This is a genomic window from Rufibacter soli, from assembly GCF_054781795.1.
This window is the reverse complement of sequence record NZ_BAAGTS010000001.1, coordinates 217,241-232,967: the sequence shown is the minus strand read 5'-3', so window position 1 is coordinate 232,967 and position 15,727 is coordinate 217,241. Positions and strand designations below refer to the sequence as shown.

The 15,727-nt window shown below is 52.6% G+C and carries 13 protein-coding genes; 6 read left to right on the top strand and 7 right to left on the bottom strand.

The features are described 5' to 3' along the window. The first annotated feature begins 41 nt into the window (after nucleotides 1-41). Nucleotides 42-1,184 (top strand): cysteine desulfurase family protein, encoded by a 1,143-nt coding sequence (locus tag ACYVJQ_RS00965; protein WP_460891195.1) that lies wholly within the window; start codon nucleotides 42-44, stop codon nucleotides 1,182-1,184. A 447-nt stretch (nucleotides 1,185-1,631) separates the two neighbouring features. Continuing rightward, nucleotides 1,632-2,600, top strand: coding sequence for an L-threonylcarbamoyladenylate synthase (locus ACYVJQ_RS00960; RefSeq protein ID WP_460891194.1), 969 nt, complete (start codon nucleotides 1,632-1,634; stop codon nucleotides 2,598-2,600). Between the two features lie 108 nt (nucleotides 2,601-2,708). Here ACYVJQ_RS00960 and ACYVJQ_RS00955 read toward each other — a convergent pair whose 3' ends face one another. From ACYVJQ_RS00955 to ACYVJQ_RS00940, 4 genes are all read right to left on the bottom strand, one after another. Next, the gene (locus ACYVJQ_RS00955) at nucleotides 2,709-4,907 is read right to left on the bottom strand and encodes a S9 family peptidase (RefSeq protein WP_460891193.1); all 2,199 of its coding nucleotides are present in this window, start codon (nucleotides 4,905-4,907) and stop codon (nucleotides 2,709-2,711) included. A gap of 243 nt (nucleotides 4,908-5,150) precedes the next feature. Beyond that, complete coding sequence (locus ACYVJQ_RS00950; RefSeq protein ID WP_460891192.1) at nucleotides 5,151-5,732, bottom strand: hypothetical protein; 582 nt, start codon at nucleotides 5,730-5,732, stop codon at nucleotides 5,151-5,153. 19 nt (nucleotides 5,733-5,751) lie between these two features. Beyond that, nucleotides 5,752-7,194, bottom strand: coding sequence for an aldehyde dehydrogenase (locus ACYVJQ_RS00945; RefSeq protein WP_460891191.1), 1,443 nt, complete (start codon nucleotides 7,192-7,194; stop codon nucleotides 5,752-5,754). Between the two features lie 475 nt (nucleotides 7,195-7,669). Beyond that, entirely contained in the window at nucleotides 7,670-8,458 is a 789-nt protein-coding gene (locus ACYVJQ_RS00940) for an SDR family oxidoreductase (RefSeq protein WP_460891190.1), read from the bottom strand. Nucleotides 8,459-8,981: 523 nt separating this feature from the next. On the opposite strand from ACYVJQ_RS00940, the gene ACYVJQ_RS00935 reads away from it, so the two are divergent. Continuing rightward, the gene (locus ACYVJQ_RS00935; RefSeq protein WP_460891189.1) at nucleotides 8,982-9,509 is read left to right on the top strand and encodes a 3-hydroxyanthranilate 3,4-dioxygenase; all 528 of its coding nucleotides are present in this window, start codon (nucleotides 8,982-8,984) and stop codon (nucleotides 9,507-9,509) included. Between the two features lie 121 nt (nucleotides 9,510-9,630). Further along, the gene (locus ACYVJQ_RS00930) at nucleotides 9,631-10,257 is read left to right on the top strand and encodes a hypothetical protein (protein ID WP_460891188.1); all 627 of its coding nucleotides are present in this window, start codon (nucleotides 9,631-9,633) and stop codon (nucleotides 10,255-10,257) included. A gap of 107 nt (nucleotides 10,258-10,364) precedes the next feature. Here the strand turns inward: ACYVJQ_RS00930 and ACYVJQ_RS00925 are convergent, their stop codons facing one another. The 3 genes from ACYVJQ_RS00925 to ACYVJQ_RS00915 all read right to left on the bottom strand — a co-directional run bounded on the left by ACYVJQ_RS00925 (nucleotide 10,365) and on the right by ACYVJQ_RS00915 (nucleotide 12,780). Further along, a complete protein-coding gene (locus ACYVJQ_RS00925) occupies nucleotides 10,365-11,099 on the bottom strand; it encodes a YebC/PmpR family DNA-binding transcriptional regulator (RefSeq protein WP_460891187.1) in 735 nt (244 codons plus the stop codon). Nucleotides 11,100-11,265: 166 nt separating this feature from the next. Then, nucleotides 11,266-12,123: an SDR family oxidoreductase gene (locus tag ACYVJQ_RS00920; protein ID WP_460891186.1), complete on the bottom strand. Its 858-nt coding sequence runs from the start codon at nucleotides 12,121-12,123 to the stop codon at nucleotides 11,266-11,268. A gap of 261 nt (nucleotides 12,124-12,384) precedes the next feature. Next, on the bottom strand, nucleotides 12,385-12,780 hold the full coding sequence (locus tag ACYVJQ_RS00915; protein ID WP_460891185.1) for a RidA family protein: 396 nt from the start codon (nucleotides 12,778-12,780) through the stop codon (nucleotides 12,385-12,387). Between the two features lie 257 nt (nucleotides 12,781-13,037). On the opposite strand from ACYVJQ_RS00915, the gene ACYVJQ_RS00910 reads away from it, so the two are divergent. After that, nucleotides 13,038-14,081 carry an amidohydrolase family protein gene (locus ACYVJQ_RS00910; protein ID WP_460891184.1) on the top strand — a complete coding sequence of 348 codons (1,044 nt, stop codon included), beginning with the start codon at nucleotides 13,038-13,040 and terminating at the stop codon, nucleotides 14,079-14,081. 365 nt (nucleotides 14,082-14,446) lie between these two features. Continuing rightward, complete coding sequence (gene kynU / locus ACYVJQ_RS00905; RefSeq protein ID WP_460891183.1) at nucleotides 14,447-15,718, top strand: kynureninase; 1,272 nt, start codon at nucleotides 14,447-14,449, stop codon at nucleotides 15,716-15,718. The last annotated feature ends 9 nt before the right edge of the window (nucleotides 15,719-15,727 follow it).

Below are 15,727 nucleotides of genomic sequence, written 5' to 3'. Positions count from 1 at the left end.
CCGTATCTGTTGTACCTGTTGTTGTTAAGTTAAAAAAGATCATGCGTGTATATTTAGACAATGCGGCCACCACCCCGCTAGACAAAGAAGTTTTTGAGGTAATGGCTCCCTTTATGCTGGAGCACTACGGCAACCCCTCTTCTATACACGCACACGGCAGGCAGGTGCGCGCCGCCATTGAACTGGCCCGCAAGACGGTGGCCGGCCTGGTGAACGCGTCGCCCTCAGAGATCTTCTTTACCTCTGGCGGCACCGAAGCCGATAACCTGGCCATTATCTGTACCATCAAGAGCCTGGGTATCAAACACGCCATCACCTCTCCGCTGGAGCACCATGCGGTGTTGCACTCCCTGGAATCTCTGGAGAAGAACGGTGACATTGAGCTAACCATGCTCAAGGTGGATAACAAAGGTGTGCTGGATCTGGCGCATTTAGAGCAACTGCTGGCGTCGCAGCCCCGCACGTTTGTGTCTATCATGCATGCCAACAATGAGATTGGCAACCTTAATGACATTGAGACTATCGCCCAACTCTGCAAGCGATATGACGCCGTGTTCCACTCAGACACCGTGCAGACCATGGGCCACTACAAGCATGATGTGCAGGCCCTGGGCGTGAACTTCCTGGTAGGTTCGGCGCATAAATTCCATGGACCTAAGGGCGTAGGGTTTATCTACGTGGATTCCTCCATCAAAATTCATCCCTTGATCCAGGGTGGTTCACAGGAGCGCAACATGCGCGGCGGCACCGAGAACGTATACGGCATTGTAGGCCTGGCCAAAGCCATAGAAATTGCCTGCCGCGACATGGAAGAGCACCAGCAACACATTCAGGCCCTCAAAGACCGCATGGTACAGAAACTGCGCGAGCAGATAGAAGACGTGCAGTTCAATGGCCTCTCGGCCGAAGGAGACAAGAGCCTCTACACCGTCCTGAATGTGAGCCTGCCGGCCTCTGAGATGAATGAGATGCTGCTCTTCAACTTGGACATCAACAAAATCTCGGCCTCTGGCGGAAGCGCCTGCACTAGCGGCGTGGACCTGGGTTCCCACGTGTTGCGCGCCATCGGCGCGGATATGGAAAGGGGCAACGTTCGCTTCTCCTTCAGCAAGTACAATACCATTGAAGAGATTGACTACACCGTGGCTACCCTGGCTAAGCTTTACCAGAAAGAGACGGTGTAGGCTAGTTGGTATTTATTAGTAGTTAGAATTCATTCGGAATAATTCTTAGAATCCCTGTCCTTGCGGCAGGGATTTCTGTTTTGGGCCTGTTTCCATAAAAACGGGCCCAAAATAGCTTATAAGATCTACCGCAAGTTTAGCGCTAGCGTAACTTGTGGTTTCAAATGGCGGGGAGTTTTCAACTCCCCTTCTTCTGCCGGATAGAAAGGCTATTAAATGGATGAAAGGTTGAAGCTAAATAAGTTTATAAACTTACTCAATGGTTAACCACAAGTTACGCTAGCGCTAAACTTGCGGTAGAAAAGATGAATTTCCTCCAGGCGATTCAAAGCCAATCTCCATTTCAGTATAGTAAGATATCCAATGAAACCTGTACGCGTATCTAGTTTAAACCCATAGCTATAATTTATGCGGTAACGCGTAGCTTTGCGAAATTGTAATCCACCCATGGCAGACATCGGCATAGACCTACAGCGGGCCGCCGCTTTTTTAACCCAAGGCGATTTGGTAGCCATCCCCACCGAGACAGTGTATGGCTTGGCGGCTAACGCCTATGACGAAGCGGCCGTGGTGAAGATCTTCGAGGCCAAGAACCGGCCGGCTTTTGACCCGCTCATTGTCCATACCCATTCCATTGAACAAATAGCCACCATTGCCCGCGAGGTCTCTGACGTGGCCTATAAACTAGCTGAAAAGTTTATGCCCGGCCCGCTCACGCTCATCCTACCCAAGGCCGAGCATGTGCCATTGCTGGTGACCTCGGGCCATGATAGTGTGGGCGTACGTATTCCCCGGCACCTGCTCACGCTGGAGTTGCTACGTCAGTTGCCGTTTCCGTTGGCGGCGCCAAGTGCCAACCCATTTGGGTACGTGAGCCCCACTACCGCTCAGCACGTGCAAAACCAGTTAGGTGACCGCATTCCGTATATTCTGGACGGTGGCGCCTGTCCCGTGGGCATTGAATCCACCATCATCCGGGTGACTGGTAATGAGGTGGAGGTACTGCGCCTGGGCGGCCTGGCCTTGGAAGAACTAGCCGAGGTGGTGCAGATCTCCAAAGAGAAAATAAAGACTTCCAGCTCCAACCCAGATGCGCCGGGCATGCTTAGCAGCCACTATAACCCTGGCAAAAGGGTATACCTTTGTGATGTGGAGGAAAATATTTCTGCCGTAGATGATCCTTATAAAGTGGGGTTGATTACGCTTAAAACAGACTTTCCGGATTTGCCGAAAGAGCACCAGGTCATGCTTTCCCCCACTGGAGATTTGAAGGAAGCCGCCCGCAATCTTTTCTCTGCCCTGCGTAGCCTGGACCGTGAATCTGTCAAGTTCATATTAGCTGAGCGCATGCCTGATGAAGGCCTGGGCCGTGCCATCAATGATCGTCTGCAACGCGCCAGCTTTCAGGAGGAATAACCAGTAATTAGCCTATTTTCCAGAAAGCAGGCTAAAAACAGCTACACAAAAAAAGGCTCCCGTTCACTTAAGAACGGGAGCCTTTTGCTTTATAGGAATTAGAAACGACTACAGGTTGCGCAGTACAAACTCGGTCATTTTGGTGAACAGGTGAATGGTGGTGTTGCCGCCGCTGATGCCGTGGTTCCGATTAGGGTAATAGGCGCTCTCAAACGGGATGTTGGCCTTCACCAGGGCGTTGACCATCTCCACGGAGTTCTGGAAATGCACGTTGTCATCGCCGGTGCCGTGGATGAGCAGGTACTTGCCGCGCAGTTTGCCTGCGTGGGTCACCGGAGAGTTCTCATCATAGCCTTTGGCGTTTTCCTGGGGCGTTTTCAGGAAGCGCTCGGTGTAAATGGTGTCATAGAAGCGCCAGTTGATCACCGGAGCCACCGCAATGGCAGCCTTGAAATAGTCGGCGCCTTTGGTGATGGCCAGCGAGCTCATGTAGCCCCCGAAGCTCCAGCCCCAGATGCCTATGCGGCTCTTATCAACGTAGGGCAGGCTGCCCAAATGCTTAGCGCCTTCAATCTGGTCAATGGTCTCATAATGGCCCAAATCCCCGTAGGTTACTTTCTTGAAATCCGCGCCGCGGCCACCGGTGCCCCGGTTGTCTACCACGGCAATGATGTAGCCTTGCTGAGTGAGGTAGCTGTGCCACAGATAGTTGCGGCCTCTCCAGCTGTCTACCACTTCCTGGCTGCCCGGGCCGCCGTAGAGGAACATGAGCACGGGGTATTTCTTGTTGGGGTCAAAGTTGGTGGGCTTTAACGTGTAGCCGTTCAGGGTCACGTTATCAGTGGTCTTGAACTGGAAGAACTCGGCCTTGGGCAGGTTATAGTTGGCTACGGTGTTCTTGAGGGCCTCATTGCTCTCCAGGACCTTGATCTGGTTACCAGACGAGGTGTGCAGGCTCACCACCTGCGGGGTGGTGATGGTGGAGTGGTAGTCCAGGTAATATTTGAAGTCGCGGCTCAGGTTGATGGTGTGCGTGCCTTTGGCGGGCGTGAGGCTCTTCTTGTTCTTGCCGTTGAGGCCAATGCTGTAGAGGTGACGTTCCATGGGCGATACCTCGGTGGAGGAAAAGTACACCAGATCGTTTTTCTCGTCTACGCCGTAGAAACTGGTCACTTCCCACTTGCCCTTGGTGATCTGGCGCACCAACTTGCCTTTCATGTCATAGAGGTAGAGGTGGTTAAAGCCGTCTTTCTCAGAGCTCTGCACAAACTGCTTGCCGTTGGCCAGGTAGGTGAGGTCATCCGTGATGTCAATGTAGGCTTTGTCTTTCTCGGTGAGCACCACGCTGGTTTTGCCGGTGCGGGTGTCGGCGTGCAGGATCTCCAGGGTGTTCTGCAGACGGTTCATGCGCCGGATAGAGAGCAGGTTAGGGGTTCTGGTCCAGTTGATGCGCGGAAGGTACTGGTCTTTCTCCTGGCCTATGTCCATTTTGGTGGCTTTGCCCGAGGTCAGGTCAAACACGGAGATAGAGACGATAGCGTTCTTCTCGCCGGCCTTTGGGTACTTAAACTTATAGTCTTTGGGGTAGAGCGGGCCCCACATCTGCATGTTGTACTCGGGTACCTGGGTCTCATCAAAGGTGTAGAAGGCTATCTGGTTGCCTTCTGGGGACCAGAAGAAGGCCTGCGCGAAGCCGAATTCCTCTTCGTACACCCAATCCGTGCCGCCGTTGATGATGAAGTTCCACTTGCCGTCTGTGGTGATCTGGCGCTCCTGCATGGTGGCCAGGTCTACGTAAAACAGGTTGTTGTCGCGTACAAAGGCCACAAACTTGTTGTCTGGCGAGAACGTGGCGTAGCTCTGCTTGCCGCCCTGGCTCAGTTTCTGCAGTTTCTTGCTGGCGCGGTCATACACGTAGAAGTGGCCCTTGCTGCTGCGGCGGTAGATGGGCTCATGCTCGGTCTCAAACAGGATCTTGGTCTCGTCTTCGCTGAAGCTGTAGTTGTCATAGTCCAGCACCTTGCCATCGGCCTTCAGGTTTTCGCCTTCCAGGATGGTGCTTACCGGCTGACCCGTGGTCACGTCTACCTGCACAATGTCAACGGCCTTGTTGGCCTGGTCTTGTACCTGGCTGGAGTAAAACTGGCCATTGCGCATCCAATTCACCCCGTACACCGACTTTGCCTGGAACGTGTTCTTCCGGAAAATATCGTCTAAGTCAAAGGAGCGTTTCTGCTGGGCCTGGGCGCTTACCGCCAACAAAAGGCAGCTGGCCGCCAAAATCCAGCGGTTCATTCTATGTTTCATAAGGTTTGTTAGAAAGTTCGTTGCCTTAAAATTAGGCAAATATTGGGGAATGAGAGATTGAATGGTTGAATGATTGAGAGAATAAAGCAGGAGAGGGCCGGCACAGGCAGGGAAAGTTTTGTTTTAAAGAAGAGAAAGGAGTTTCGCCTTTACGGGCGAGAGGATTAGAAATCTCCGACAGAGAGCTTCCAGATTGGAAATCCGGAAGAGCGGGTAGTGGATGACTAGGGACTTACTGGAGGGTCACCATAACTTTTTCCACCAAGGCTTTTTCTGCTCTTTCTCAAGTCGCTCCCTGGCTTCTCTTTCTCTTTCTTCTAAAGCAATATCTGCCTTCTTATTCAGCTCGAGCCACTCCGGATAATTATCTATGGAGTAATCTTTATAAAGGTCAAGGAAATCGGCTACCTGTTGTCTAACACTTTCTAGGCTACCATGAACCTTGGTGTGTGCCATATCAAAGTATTCTTCAATTGTATAGATTTCCCAAACCTCTAATGCAGACAATTCTACATTGTTTATAAAATGGTGCATTGTTTTGACGATTTCCTCAAGTTCATCTCCCTGTGTAAATCTTTTATGAAGAAGGCCAAGAATGGCTTTCCCATTTGCTGTCGTGCCTGAGTCTAATTCTGCACCAATTAGTGTGACGGCTTCATTTTTTGATTTGGCGAGAGATAATTCAATAAAGAAATAATCTGGCTCCTTTTCGGTTAGTATGAAGCCATCCGCCCATTTAGTAACCTCATTCTTCTCAATAACACCAGCCGATAAACCAGCTTTGTACCAGGCTAAAAGCACTTTAAAATCCTTTGGACTAGCCATCACTTGATTTAATCTCTATCTACAACTTTACACAAACATTCTGGGGCTCGGTAAAAAACCGCAGGGCTTCCCAGCCGCCTTCTCTCCCTACCCCGCTTTGTTTCATGCCTCCGAAGGGCGTGCGCAGGTCGCGCAGGAGCCAGGTGTTCACCCAGACAATGCCTGCTTGCAGGGCGTGGGCCACGCGGTGGGCGCGGGTGAGGTCTTGGGTCCAGACGGAGGCGGCCAGGCCGTAGGGGGTGTAGTTGGCAGAATGGAGGGCTTCTTCCTCGGTGTCAAAAGGCTGCAGGGTCACCACCGGCCCGAAGATCTCCTCGGTGTTGGTGCGGCAGGTGTGGGGCAGGTTCTCAAAGACGGTGGGCTGTAGAAAATAACCTTTGGCGCAACGGCCTTCCAGGTGTACCTGTTCGCCGCCCAGCAGCAAGGTGCCGCCTTCTTCCTTGGCTAGGGCAATGTATTGCTGTACCTTCTGCAGGTGCGCATCTGAGACCAAGGCCCCTAGGTTAGTGCCTTCCTGCATGGGATCGCCTACGGAAAGGGTTTTTACTTTGGCCAGGAAGGCTTCTTTAAACTTCTCATACAGTGGGTGCTCCACCAGAATGCGGGAACCGCAGAGGCAGATTTGGCCCTGGTTGGCAAAGGCGGCCTGCACGGCGGTGGCCACGGTTTTCTCAAAGTCACAATCGGCGAAGATGACGGTGGCATTCTTACCACCCAGTTCCAGGGATAGTTTTTTGAACAGCGGGGCCGCCGTGCGGGCGATGGTTTTGCCGGTCTGGGTACCGCCCGTAAAGGAGATGGCTTTCACCAGCGAGTGCTCGCACATAGGCGCGCCTACCTTGGGGCCGGTGCCATGCACGATGTTGAGCACACCCGCCGGAAGCCCGGCTTCCACGCAAAGCTCGGCCAGGAGGTGGGCGGTGTAGGGGGTGATTTCTGAGGGTTTGGCCACCACGGTATTGCCGGCGGCCAGGGCCGGGGAAATTTTCCAGGTGAACAGGTAAAGCGGGAGGTTCCACGGGGAAATACAGGCCACCACGCCCAGCGGCCGCCGCACCGTGTAATTTACCGCCAATCCTTCCATGATATGAGCCTCAGACGCGAAGTGCTGTACGCCCGTCCCGAAGAAGTAAAGGTTGCTGCTGGCCCTTGGTATGTCTACCGTTCTTGAAAGCTTCAGGGGTTTGCCGTTGTCGGTAGTCTCGGCCTCGGCAAGACGCTCCAGGTTCTGATCAATCAACTCAGAAAGCTTGATCAGGTACCGCCCTCGTTTCTCCGCCGACAGCATTGACCAGCCCGGGAAAGCCGCCTCCGCTGCCTCTACCGCCGCCTGCACATCGCGCTCATCAGAATCCGGGATCTGCGAGAAAACCTCGGCCGTGGCCGGATTCAGGTTAGGCAGGTAAGTGCCAGAAGCCGGAGGGACGAAGGTGCCATTGATGTAGTTCTGGAGGTGCAGCATGGTTGGAGACACAAGATATAAGACACAAGATGTAAGACTAAAATTGCTTCTCTTCATTGCCATTGGCTCCAAGAAGTAATGCCGCCGTTCCTTCTCCCTGAGGGAGAAGGGTAGGATGAGGGGGAGAAGCCTCTAGTTAGAAAGGCTTTGCTATGAAATTGTTGCCACCTCACTGATTACTTTGCTCTTTCGGAGTTCCACACCGGAAGTAATTGGTCGGGGAGTTCCACTCCCCTTCTTTGCTCGTGGTTCCCGGCGGAGTGGAACTCCGCAGCCAGGAGGTTCGGGATTGGAACTCCCGAAAAGCACAGCTAAAGTAAAATGCTTTTGACAACTTGAGGAGCCTCTGCCCTGGAACCACCGCTGCCCCTCACCCTAACCCTCTCCCTCAGGGAGAGGGAATTACCGTTGTTTCTGTTTTAGGTCTGTTTTTCGGAAAACAGACCTAAAACGCATTTCCAACTCCGGACTCCCTTTACAGGTTCCCTAACCTTCCCCCGTCTACCGGCAGGTTAATGCCGTTGATGTAACCGGCGGCCGGCGAGGCCAGGAAGGCGGCGGCGGCGGCTACTTCGGCGGCTTCCCCGAAGCGGTTGGCCGGGATGCCCGCTTTCATCTCTTTCTCAATCTCCTCGCGGGAGAGGCCGGTTTTCTGCATGCGGGTCTCAATAAGCGAATGGTGACGGGCCGTGACGGTGGCGCCGGGCAGCACGTTATTCACCGTAATCCCGAAGGGGGCCAACTCAAAGGAAAGCGTCTTGGCCCAGTTGGCCACGGCGCCGCGTATGGTATTGGACACGCCCAGGCCTTTGATGGGCTGCTTCACGGAGGTGGAGATGATGTTGATAATGCGGCCGTACTGCGCCTCTTTCATAAGCGGGGCCACGGCCTGCACCAGCACGTGGTTGCAGATAAGGTGCGCCGCGAAGGCTTTTTCAAATTCCTCTACGGCGGCATCCAGGGCCGGTCCGCCGGCGGGGCCACCGGTGTTGTTGACCAGAATATGCGCCTGCCCGGTTTTGGCCAGGTGCGCCGCCACCCGTTCCTGCACTTGCGTGGGGTTGGTGAAATCGGCTACCACGTAATTGTGCTGCTGTCCGGCATTGGTAGCCAGCTCCTGCAGGGTTTGCTGTAGGCTGGCTTCGTTTCGGGCTACCAACGTGACGGTGGCGCCCATTTGGGCTAGTTCTATCGCGACGGCTTTGCCTATACCTTGGGTGCTTCCGCAGACCAGGGCGTATTTATCTTGAAGGTTTAAATCCATTATAAGGAGTTCTGAGTCTAGAGTCCTGAGTTCTGAGTAGACAAAATAGCGAATTTTCTGGTGAAGTGCTGCCTAACTGGTGAATTGCCTCTGCTTTCACTTTTGTTTTCTCCTGTACTTTATAACCCTTGTCCTGCCGCCACTTCTCTCCTTCTGTCATCTTGGAAAGATCTTGCTTGCGAACGGCAGTAGCGTATATCCTAAGTCATTACCGTTCGCCACCGAGATCCTTTCAGGATGACAAAGAAGAGGAATAAAGAAGCTAAGGCCAGGATAAAGCGGGGATGGAAAGAAACAAGAGCATGATATTCCTGTCGGTTTAGCCCATAGGTATGCTTATCATTTGGTCTACCATAGCCATTCAATTGAGGAGGAGGGTAGAAAAGGGCAGTCTGTTGTTTTACCCCTGTTTTCTGGAAAACGGCCCTAAAACGGCGGCTATCTTTTCTGCAAGAGGTTTCGTACCTTGGAACGGCCTCCTTTTGCAGAGGTTTCTCATCTTTTACTTTAGATTTTCAGCGCCATGGCCATCCAACCCGCCTTCAACTTCAAACAATGGATTGACGAACACCGTCACCTGCTCAAGCCGCCGGTGGGCAACCAGCAGGTCTACAAAGACAACAAAGATTTTATTGTAATGGTGGTGGGCGGTCCCAATTCGCGCAAGGACTACCACATCAACAACGGCGAGGAGTTTTTCTTCCAGCTGGAGGGCAGCATTACCCTCAAGGTTATTGACGAGGGCGAGTTCAAAGACATCCAGATCAACGAGGGCGACATTTTCCTGCTTCCGCCCAACGTGCCGCACTCCCCGCGCCGCGGCCCCAACACCGTGGGCCTGGTCATGGAACGCTACCGCGATGAAAAAGAACTGGACGGTTTCCAGTGGTACTGTGAGAACTGCAACACCAAGCTCTACGAGGAGTTTATTCCGGTCTCAGACATTGTAGGCCAACTACCCGTGGTCATGGACGCCTTCTGGGCCTCAGAGGAGAAGCGCACCTGCAAAAACTGTGGCGAGGTGATGCAGAAGCCGGTGGCGGCGCAGTAAGCAAGAAAGCCAATTGCCTATTCAACCTCCCCATTCTGTCATCCTGGAAGGGCTTTGTGGGCGAACTATGAAAGCATTTATCTGCTACTAATTTATTGGTTTTAGATTTTATTAATAATTAATGAAAATGGAAGAAGCTCATATTGGAATTATATGTCCTGATAATTTTCCAGATACTATTTTAGATGAAATCATTAATGAAATTGATGAGCCAACCTTAAAGATAGCAGTAAGTAAAGTGCCTCGTACTCCCTTTGCGGCCATTGAATGGACAGTGCCTACTATTGTAATTGCTTATTTAGCAAAGCCTTATTTTGAAGAATTTCTAAAAGAAGCCGGGAAAGACCATTATCATAAGCTCAGCAAGTGGTTAAAGAAGATTGTCACAAATAGCAAAAACATGAAAGTGACAACAATTACTTCAGCAGGATCTACTCATAAAGTTGATACAAGCTATTCTCAATCGAAAGCTATATCATTAATAATTCAAACTAAATCAGGGAAGCCTATTAAGCTTTTATTCGATGATAATTTAGATAAAGAAGATTGGGAATGTGCTGTTGATTCAATGTTGGAATTTATAATTGATAATTATGAAAAGTATCCCAATGATGAACTTTCCAAAAGAACTGATGATCTAAAACCTAATAAACCTGTTTATTCATTAATAAATAAATCGACAAAAAAATTAGAGTTCTTTGATGATCATACAATTTACATGTACCTGAATAAAGATAATAAAAGCTAAAGTTTAAACAGAGATAAACACAAAGGCCCGCCTTCTCTGCAGAAAGCGGGCCTTTGCTATTATTCCCATTTCAAGCCTGTTTTCCTGAAAACAGGCCCAAAACGTTTCTATTCGTCGTCTCCGGCGTCTTCTTTCATGTTATGATAAACCGCCTGCACGTCTTCGTCTTCTTCTAGACGGTCCAGGAGCTTGTTCATGTCTTCCTGGTGTTCAGGGGAAAGTTCCTTCAAGACGGTGGGGTAGCGCTGCAGCTCAGAGCTCTTCACGGGCAGGCCGCGCTCTTCCAGGGCTTTCTGCATGGCGCCGAAGTCTGGGAAAGAGGTTTGGATGATGATCTCGTTTTCCTCTTCGTCTTTGTCAATGCTCTCCAGCCCGAAGTCAATTAGGTCCAGCTCCAGTTCTTCCATGTCCAGGCCTTCGCCCTCTAAATGGAACACGCCTTTGCGCTCAAAGATGAAGTCAAACTGGCCGGTGCGGCCCAGTTCACCGCCGGTGCGGTTAAAGTGCATGCGCACGTTGGCCACGGTACGGTTCACGTTATCAGTGGCAGTTTCTACCAGCACGGCCACGCCATGCGGACCGTAGCCCTCATATACTACTTCAGAATAATCATTTTCTTCTTTGCCCTGGGCGCGCTTAATGGCGGCCTCTACCCGGTCTTTGGGCATGTTCACGCCTTTGGCGTTCTGAATGCACACGCGAAGCCGCGAGTTGGTGTCTGGGTCCGGGCCTCCGGCTTTTACAGCCATCACAATCTCTTTCCCTATGCGGGTGAACTGCTTGGACATCATGTCCCAGCGTTTCATCTTCCGGGCTTTCCGGAACTCAAATGCTCTTCCCATTGCGGTTAGTCTAAAACGAAGTACAGGCAAATATCGGTAAAAACGGCGGATAGCCCAAGCGGGTTCTAGCCATGTTTACGTTTTGTGTGGACAGAAAAATCAAGGTCTAGCCGGCAGCCTTAGAAGGACATAAGGCCCGGTGGCCCGATAGGAGAAAAGAAGTCGCCTATACGTGCTCCGCCAGATAGTCCTCCAGCCTAAGCCGGCCTTTGACCGGGGCTACGCAATCGGTTTTGGCCACTTCTATCAGAAACGAGGCTTTCTCATACAGAGAGCGGTTGACCAAACGCACCAGCGGCAGCACCGAGTGCGCCACCCAATAGGGGATGGAGGGAACTGGCAGCGTTTTGCCAATAGAGTTGCCCACCAGTTTCACCAGCTCTACCCGCGAGTAGGTGACCGGGCCGCCCAGTTCTATGGTTTGGGACGGTTGGGTGAGGGCCTGTACGCAGGTCTCGGCTACTTCCTGCTCATGAATGGGGTTGGTGACACTGTGGCCAGGGCCAATAGAGGGCAGGCGGCCTTTGCGGGCCATGGGCAGCAGGTCCAGAAACGCCGAAAACAGGGCAGGCGGTTTCACAATGGTATGGGCCAGTCCGCTTTGGCGCAGTTCCAAGGCAAAATCTTCGTGGGCTTTGAAATAGGCTACTTCAGGGTGTTTTTCGCCGCTGAAGGCCCCCACGTACACAAACTTCTTTACTTGCCCGTGGGCCTGGGCCAGCCGAAGCACATTCAGGTTCCCCTGGAAATCTACCTGGTGGAAAGACGTGCGGCTGCGGTCGGCTAGGTTCAGGCTTTTGCCCAGCGCCGAGATAATGTAGTCTACGCCTTCCACCAGGCCCTCAGATAAGGTAGATTCCTCCGTAGGATCGCAGACCACCACCTCATCAACAGAGGGTTTTAACTGTTCCGCCTTGAGCGGGGTTCGGGCGGTGGCGCGCACGCGGTATTGCTGCTTTTTCAGTGCTTCAATGATGCAGGAACCCAGGCTTCCGGTGCCTCCTACTACTAAGACTGTTTCCATGGGCAAGCTGTTTTTAAGGACAAGACATAGCCTAAGCTCCTGTAATGTAAAGGATTTTTGCCTTTTTGTCAACCGCCTGCCGTAAAACCTGCAGAATCCCCATTGAAAGAATCCCATGTTTAACGTTTAGGTAAAGTCCTTCAGAAGGTCAGCCAGCCCAAGAAAGAAAGCACTCCGGCAAGGCCTTTCTCGGTGCTTATCTCCCGGATAAAAAGTGCGTTTTAGGCCTGTTTTTGTAAAAACGCCTCTAAAACGCAAACGTCAGCCGCAGTAGGCGGTCACCTCAATTTCCACCAGCATGGCCGGATCAATAAGCGCCTTCACCTCCACCATAGAAGTAGCTGGCCTGATGGTCTGGAAAAACTCGCCGTGCGCCCGGCCAATAGCTTCCCACTGACTAATATCCGTGACAAACAGGCGGGTGCGCACCACGTCTTCCAAAGAGGCCCTGGCATCCTGCAGTACCCGCTCAATTTTCTGCAAAATGAATCTGGTCTGGCCATAGGCATCGCCAGCGGCGATGACCTGCCCGTTCTCCACGGCGGTGGTGCCAGCCACCTCAATCAGCGGCCCTACCCGCACCGCCCGTGAATAGCCCACGGTGCTTTCCCAGGGCGCGCCCGAAGAGAATAATTGACGTGTTGTTTTGGCAGCCATAAGTGTATGCTTTAAGATATAAGTTCAACGTAGGGGCAATCCCTTGTGGTTGCCCTTTTGCGTTGGCCACCGGTTAGGGCAACCACAGGTTTTCAAACAGCAATCAACAATTAACAACCAACAATTAAAAACCCGTTTTGCGGCCGTTTTATGAAAAACATGCCCAAAACACAGGCAGCTCAAAGGTTGCCTGCCGCAATGTGCAGGAGATTGCTTATTTTGACCATCGGTTATAAGTTATCGTTTGTATTTCTGCCATGTTGCACGCCCCGCTCAAGATTGACATCCACACGCATATTCTGCCCGAGAAATGGCCAGATCTGCGCGAGCGGTACGGCTACGGCGGTTTTGTGCGGCTAGAGCACCACAAGCCCTGCTGTGCGCGCATGATGAAAGATGACCGCTTCTTCCGGGAGATCCAGGAAAACAGCTGGGACCCCGAGGCGCGGCTCAAAGACTGCGGCCACCACGGCGTGCACGTGCAGGTGCTGAGCACGGTACCGGTCATGTTCAGTTACTGGGCCAAGCCCGAACACACCTGGGACCTCTCTAAAATCCTGAACGACCACATTGCCGGCGTAGTAGCCCGGTACCCCACGCGGTTTGTAGGGCTGGGCACGCTGCCCATGCAAGACACCGAACTGGCCATCAAGGAACTGGAGCGCTGTGTGAAGGAACTAGGGCTGGCCGGCGTGCAGATTGGTTCCAACGTGAACAACACCAATCTGGATGACCCTTCGCTGTTCCCCATCTTTGAGGCCGCCGCCGACCTGGGTGCCGCCGTGTTTGTGCACCCCTGGGACATGATGGGGGAAAAGAAGATGCGCAAGTACTGGCTACCCTGGCTGGTGAGCATGCCCGCCGAAACCTCTCGCGCCATCTGTTCCTTAATCTTCGGGGGCGTGCTGGAGCGGTTGCCGCACCTCAGGCTAGCCTTCGCGCACGGCGGAGGTTCCTTCCCGTTCACCATTGGCCGCATCCAACACGGCTTTGACGTGCGCCCTGACCTCTGCGCCGTAGACAACCCCGTGCCCCCTGAAAACTACATTGGCAAGTTCTGGATTGACTCCCTGGTGCACTGCCCCAACACCTTAGATTATGTCGTCAAGCAGTTCGGTGCCGACAAAGTTGCCCTGGGCACCGACTATCCTTTCCCGCTGGGTGAACTGGAACCCGGTAAACTCATTGAATCTATGCCCTACCCAGATGCTACCAAAGAACTGCTGCTGGGCGGCGCGGCCCTACAGTGGCTGGGGCTGGAGAAAGAACGGTTCCTGCAAGAGCTAAACAAAAAAGTGTAAGCAGAGGTTATCCCGGTAAACCCAACAGGCCAAGGCTTTCTTTTCCCTGGTTCAATCTTACGCTGGCTTCCTTTTTTCCTGGTTGAAGTTTTCAACTTGGGCCTATAATGGGTGGAAGTTTTCAACCTCCGTGAAGCGAGAGCCTCAAAACAAGCAAGTTTGCTTTAGGAAACCTTGTAACCGAAAGCAGAATTGTCCGTTCTCGGCAAAAAGCGTTTTGGGGCTATTTTTCAGAAAACAGGCTTAAAACAGCAAATGCAGGAAAGCCGCGTAAAAGAAGCCATAAAAAAATCATGGTTCTCTAACGCCTGTTAGGTAAATTAGCCAACTGAATTCATCCTAACGCATTCTTTTACTTCGCCTTCATGTCTTTTCAAAATACCATCGCTTGCGCCCAGGAGCAAGATCACGCAGACCCATTACGCTATTTCAAAGAGCATTTTCATATTCCGCAGCACAACGGCCAGGACACCGTGTACCTGTGCGGCAACTCATTGGGGCTACAGCCTAAATCGGCCCGCGCGGCGCTGGAGGAGGAAATGACCAAATGGGCAGAGCTGGGCGTGGAAGGCCATTTTAAAGGCGATGATCCTTGGTTTACCTATCACAAGCCGCTGTCTGAGCTGTCCGCCGGGCTGGTGGGCGCCAAACCCGAGGAGGTGGTGATCATGAATCAGCTCACCGTGAACCTGCACCTCATGCTGGTGTCTTTTTATCGGCCGGAGGGCAAGCGGTTCAAAATTCTAACCGAGGCCGGCGCTTTTCCCTCAGATCAGTACGCCCTGGAAACCCAGGTGAAATTCCATGGCTATAACCCAGACGAAGCCATTATTGAAATTGCCCCCCGCGAAGGCGAAAGTACCTGGCGCACCGAGGATATTCTGGCTGCCATTGAAGAAAATAAAGACAAGTTGGCGCTGGTGATGCTGAGCGGAGTACATTACTACACCGGGCAGGTGTTTGACATGGCTGCCATTACCCAGGCCGCTCATGCCGCCGGCGTGCCCTGTGGCTTTGACCTGGCGCACGCTGCTGGTAACGTGCCTATGCAACTGCATGACTGGGACGTAGACTTTGCCGTGTGGTGCACCTATAAATATTTGAACTCGGGCCCGGGCGGCACCTCTGGCGTGTTTGTGCACGAGCGTCACGCCCACAACAATGACCTGCCGCGTTTTGCCGGCTGGTGGGGCCATGACCAGGGCCAGCGGTTCCAGATGAAAAAGGGCTTCATTCCCATGGCCGGGGCCGAAGGCTGGCAAGTCTCCAATGGCCAAATCTTGCCCATGGCTGTACATAAGGCCTCTTTACAGATTTTTGCGGAAGCCGGGATGGAAAAACTGCGGGCCAAAAGCGAGAAGCTCACCGGCTACCTGGAGTTCCTGATCAAAGAGCTGAACCAGCCCAAGGAATTACTGGAGATTATTACCCCGGCAGACCCTTCGGCGCGCGGGTGCCAACTTTCTCTGCTGGTAAACCAAAACGGCCGCCAACTGTTTGATACGCTCATGGCCAACGGCTTCATCCTGGACTGGCGCGAACCCAACGTGATACGCGTGGCGCCCACGCCGCTCTACAACACCTTTGAAGACGTGTACCGGTTCGGGCAGTTTCTGGCGGCGCACTTCCAAAAGTAATCAGTAAGC

Bases quoted from the DNA above. Each gene is read 5' to 3' on its own strand.
- kynU (WP_460891183.1), top strand. From the start codon at position 14,447: ATGTCTTTTCAAAATACCATCGCTTGCGCCCAGGAGCAAGATCACGCA.
- ACYVJQ_RS00920 (WP_460891186.1), bottom strand. From the start codon at position 12,123: ATGGAAACAGTCTTAGTAGTAGGAGGCACCGGAAGCCTGGGTTCCTGC.
- ACYVJQ_RS00940 (WP_460891190.1), bottom strand. From the start codon at position 8,458: ATGGATTTAAACCTTCAAGATAAATACGCCCTGGTCTGCGGAAGCACC.
- ACYVJQ_RS00910 (WP_460891184.1), top strand. From the start codon at position 13,038: ATGTTGCACGCCCCGCTCAAGATTGACATCCACACGCATATTCTGCCC.
- ACYVJQ_RS00925 (WP_460891187.1), bottom strand. From the start codon at position 11,099: ATGGGAAGAGCATTTGAGTTCCGGAAAGCCCGGAAGATGAAACGCTGG.
- ACYVJQ_RS00965 (WP_460891195.1), top strand. From the start codon at position 42: ATGCGTGTATATTTAGACAATGCGGCCACCACCCCGCTAGACAAAGAA.
- ACYVJQ_RS00935 (WP_460891189.1), top strand. From the start codon at position 8,982: ATGGCCATCCAACCCGCCTTCAACTTCAAACAATGGATTGACGAACAC.
- ACYVJQ_RS00915 (WP_460891185.1), bottom strand. From the start codon at position 12,780: ATGGCTGCCAAAACAACACGTCAATTATTCTCTTCGGGCGCGCCCTGG.
- ACYVJQ_RS00960 (WP_460891194.1), top strand. From the start codon at position 1,632: ATGGCAGACATCGGCATAGACCTACAGCGGGCCGCCGCTTTTTTAACC.
- ACYVJQ_RS00950 (WP_460891192.1), bottom strand. From the start codon at position 5,732: ATGGCTAGTCCAAAGGATTTTAAAGTGCTTTTAGCCTGGTACAAAGCT.
- ACYVJQ_RS00930 (WP_460891188.1), top strand. From the start codon at position 9,631: ATGAAAATGGAAGAAGCTCATATTGGAATTATATGTCCTGATAATTTT.
- ACYVJQ_RS00955 (WP_460891193.1), bottom strand. From the start codon at position 4,907: ATGAAACATAGAATGAACCGCTGGATTTTGGCGGCCAGCTGCCTTTTG.
- ACYVJQ_RS00945 (WP_460891191.1), bottom strand. From the start codon at position 7,194: ATGCTGCACCTCCAGAACTACATCAATGGCACCTTCGTCCCTCCGGCT.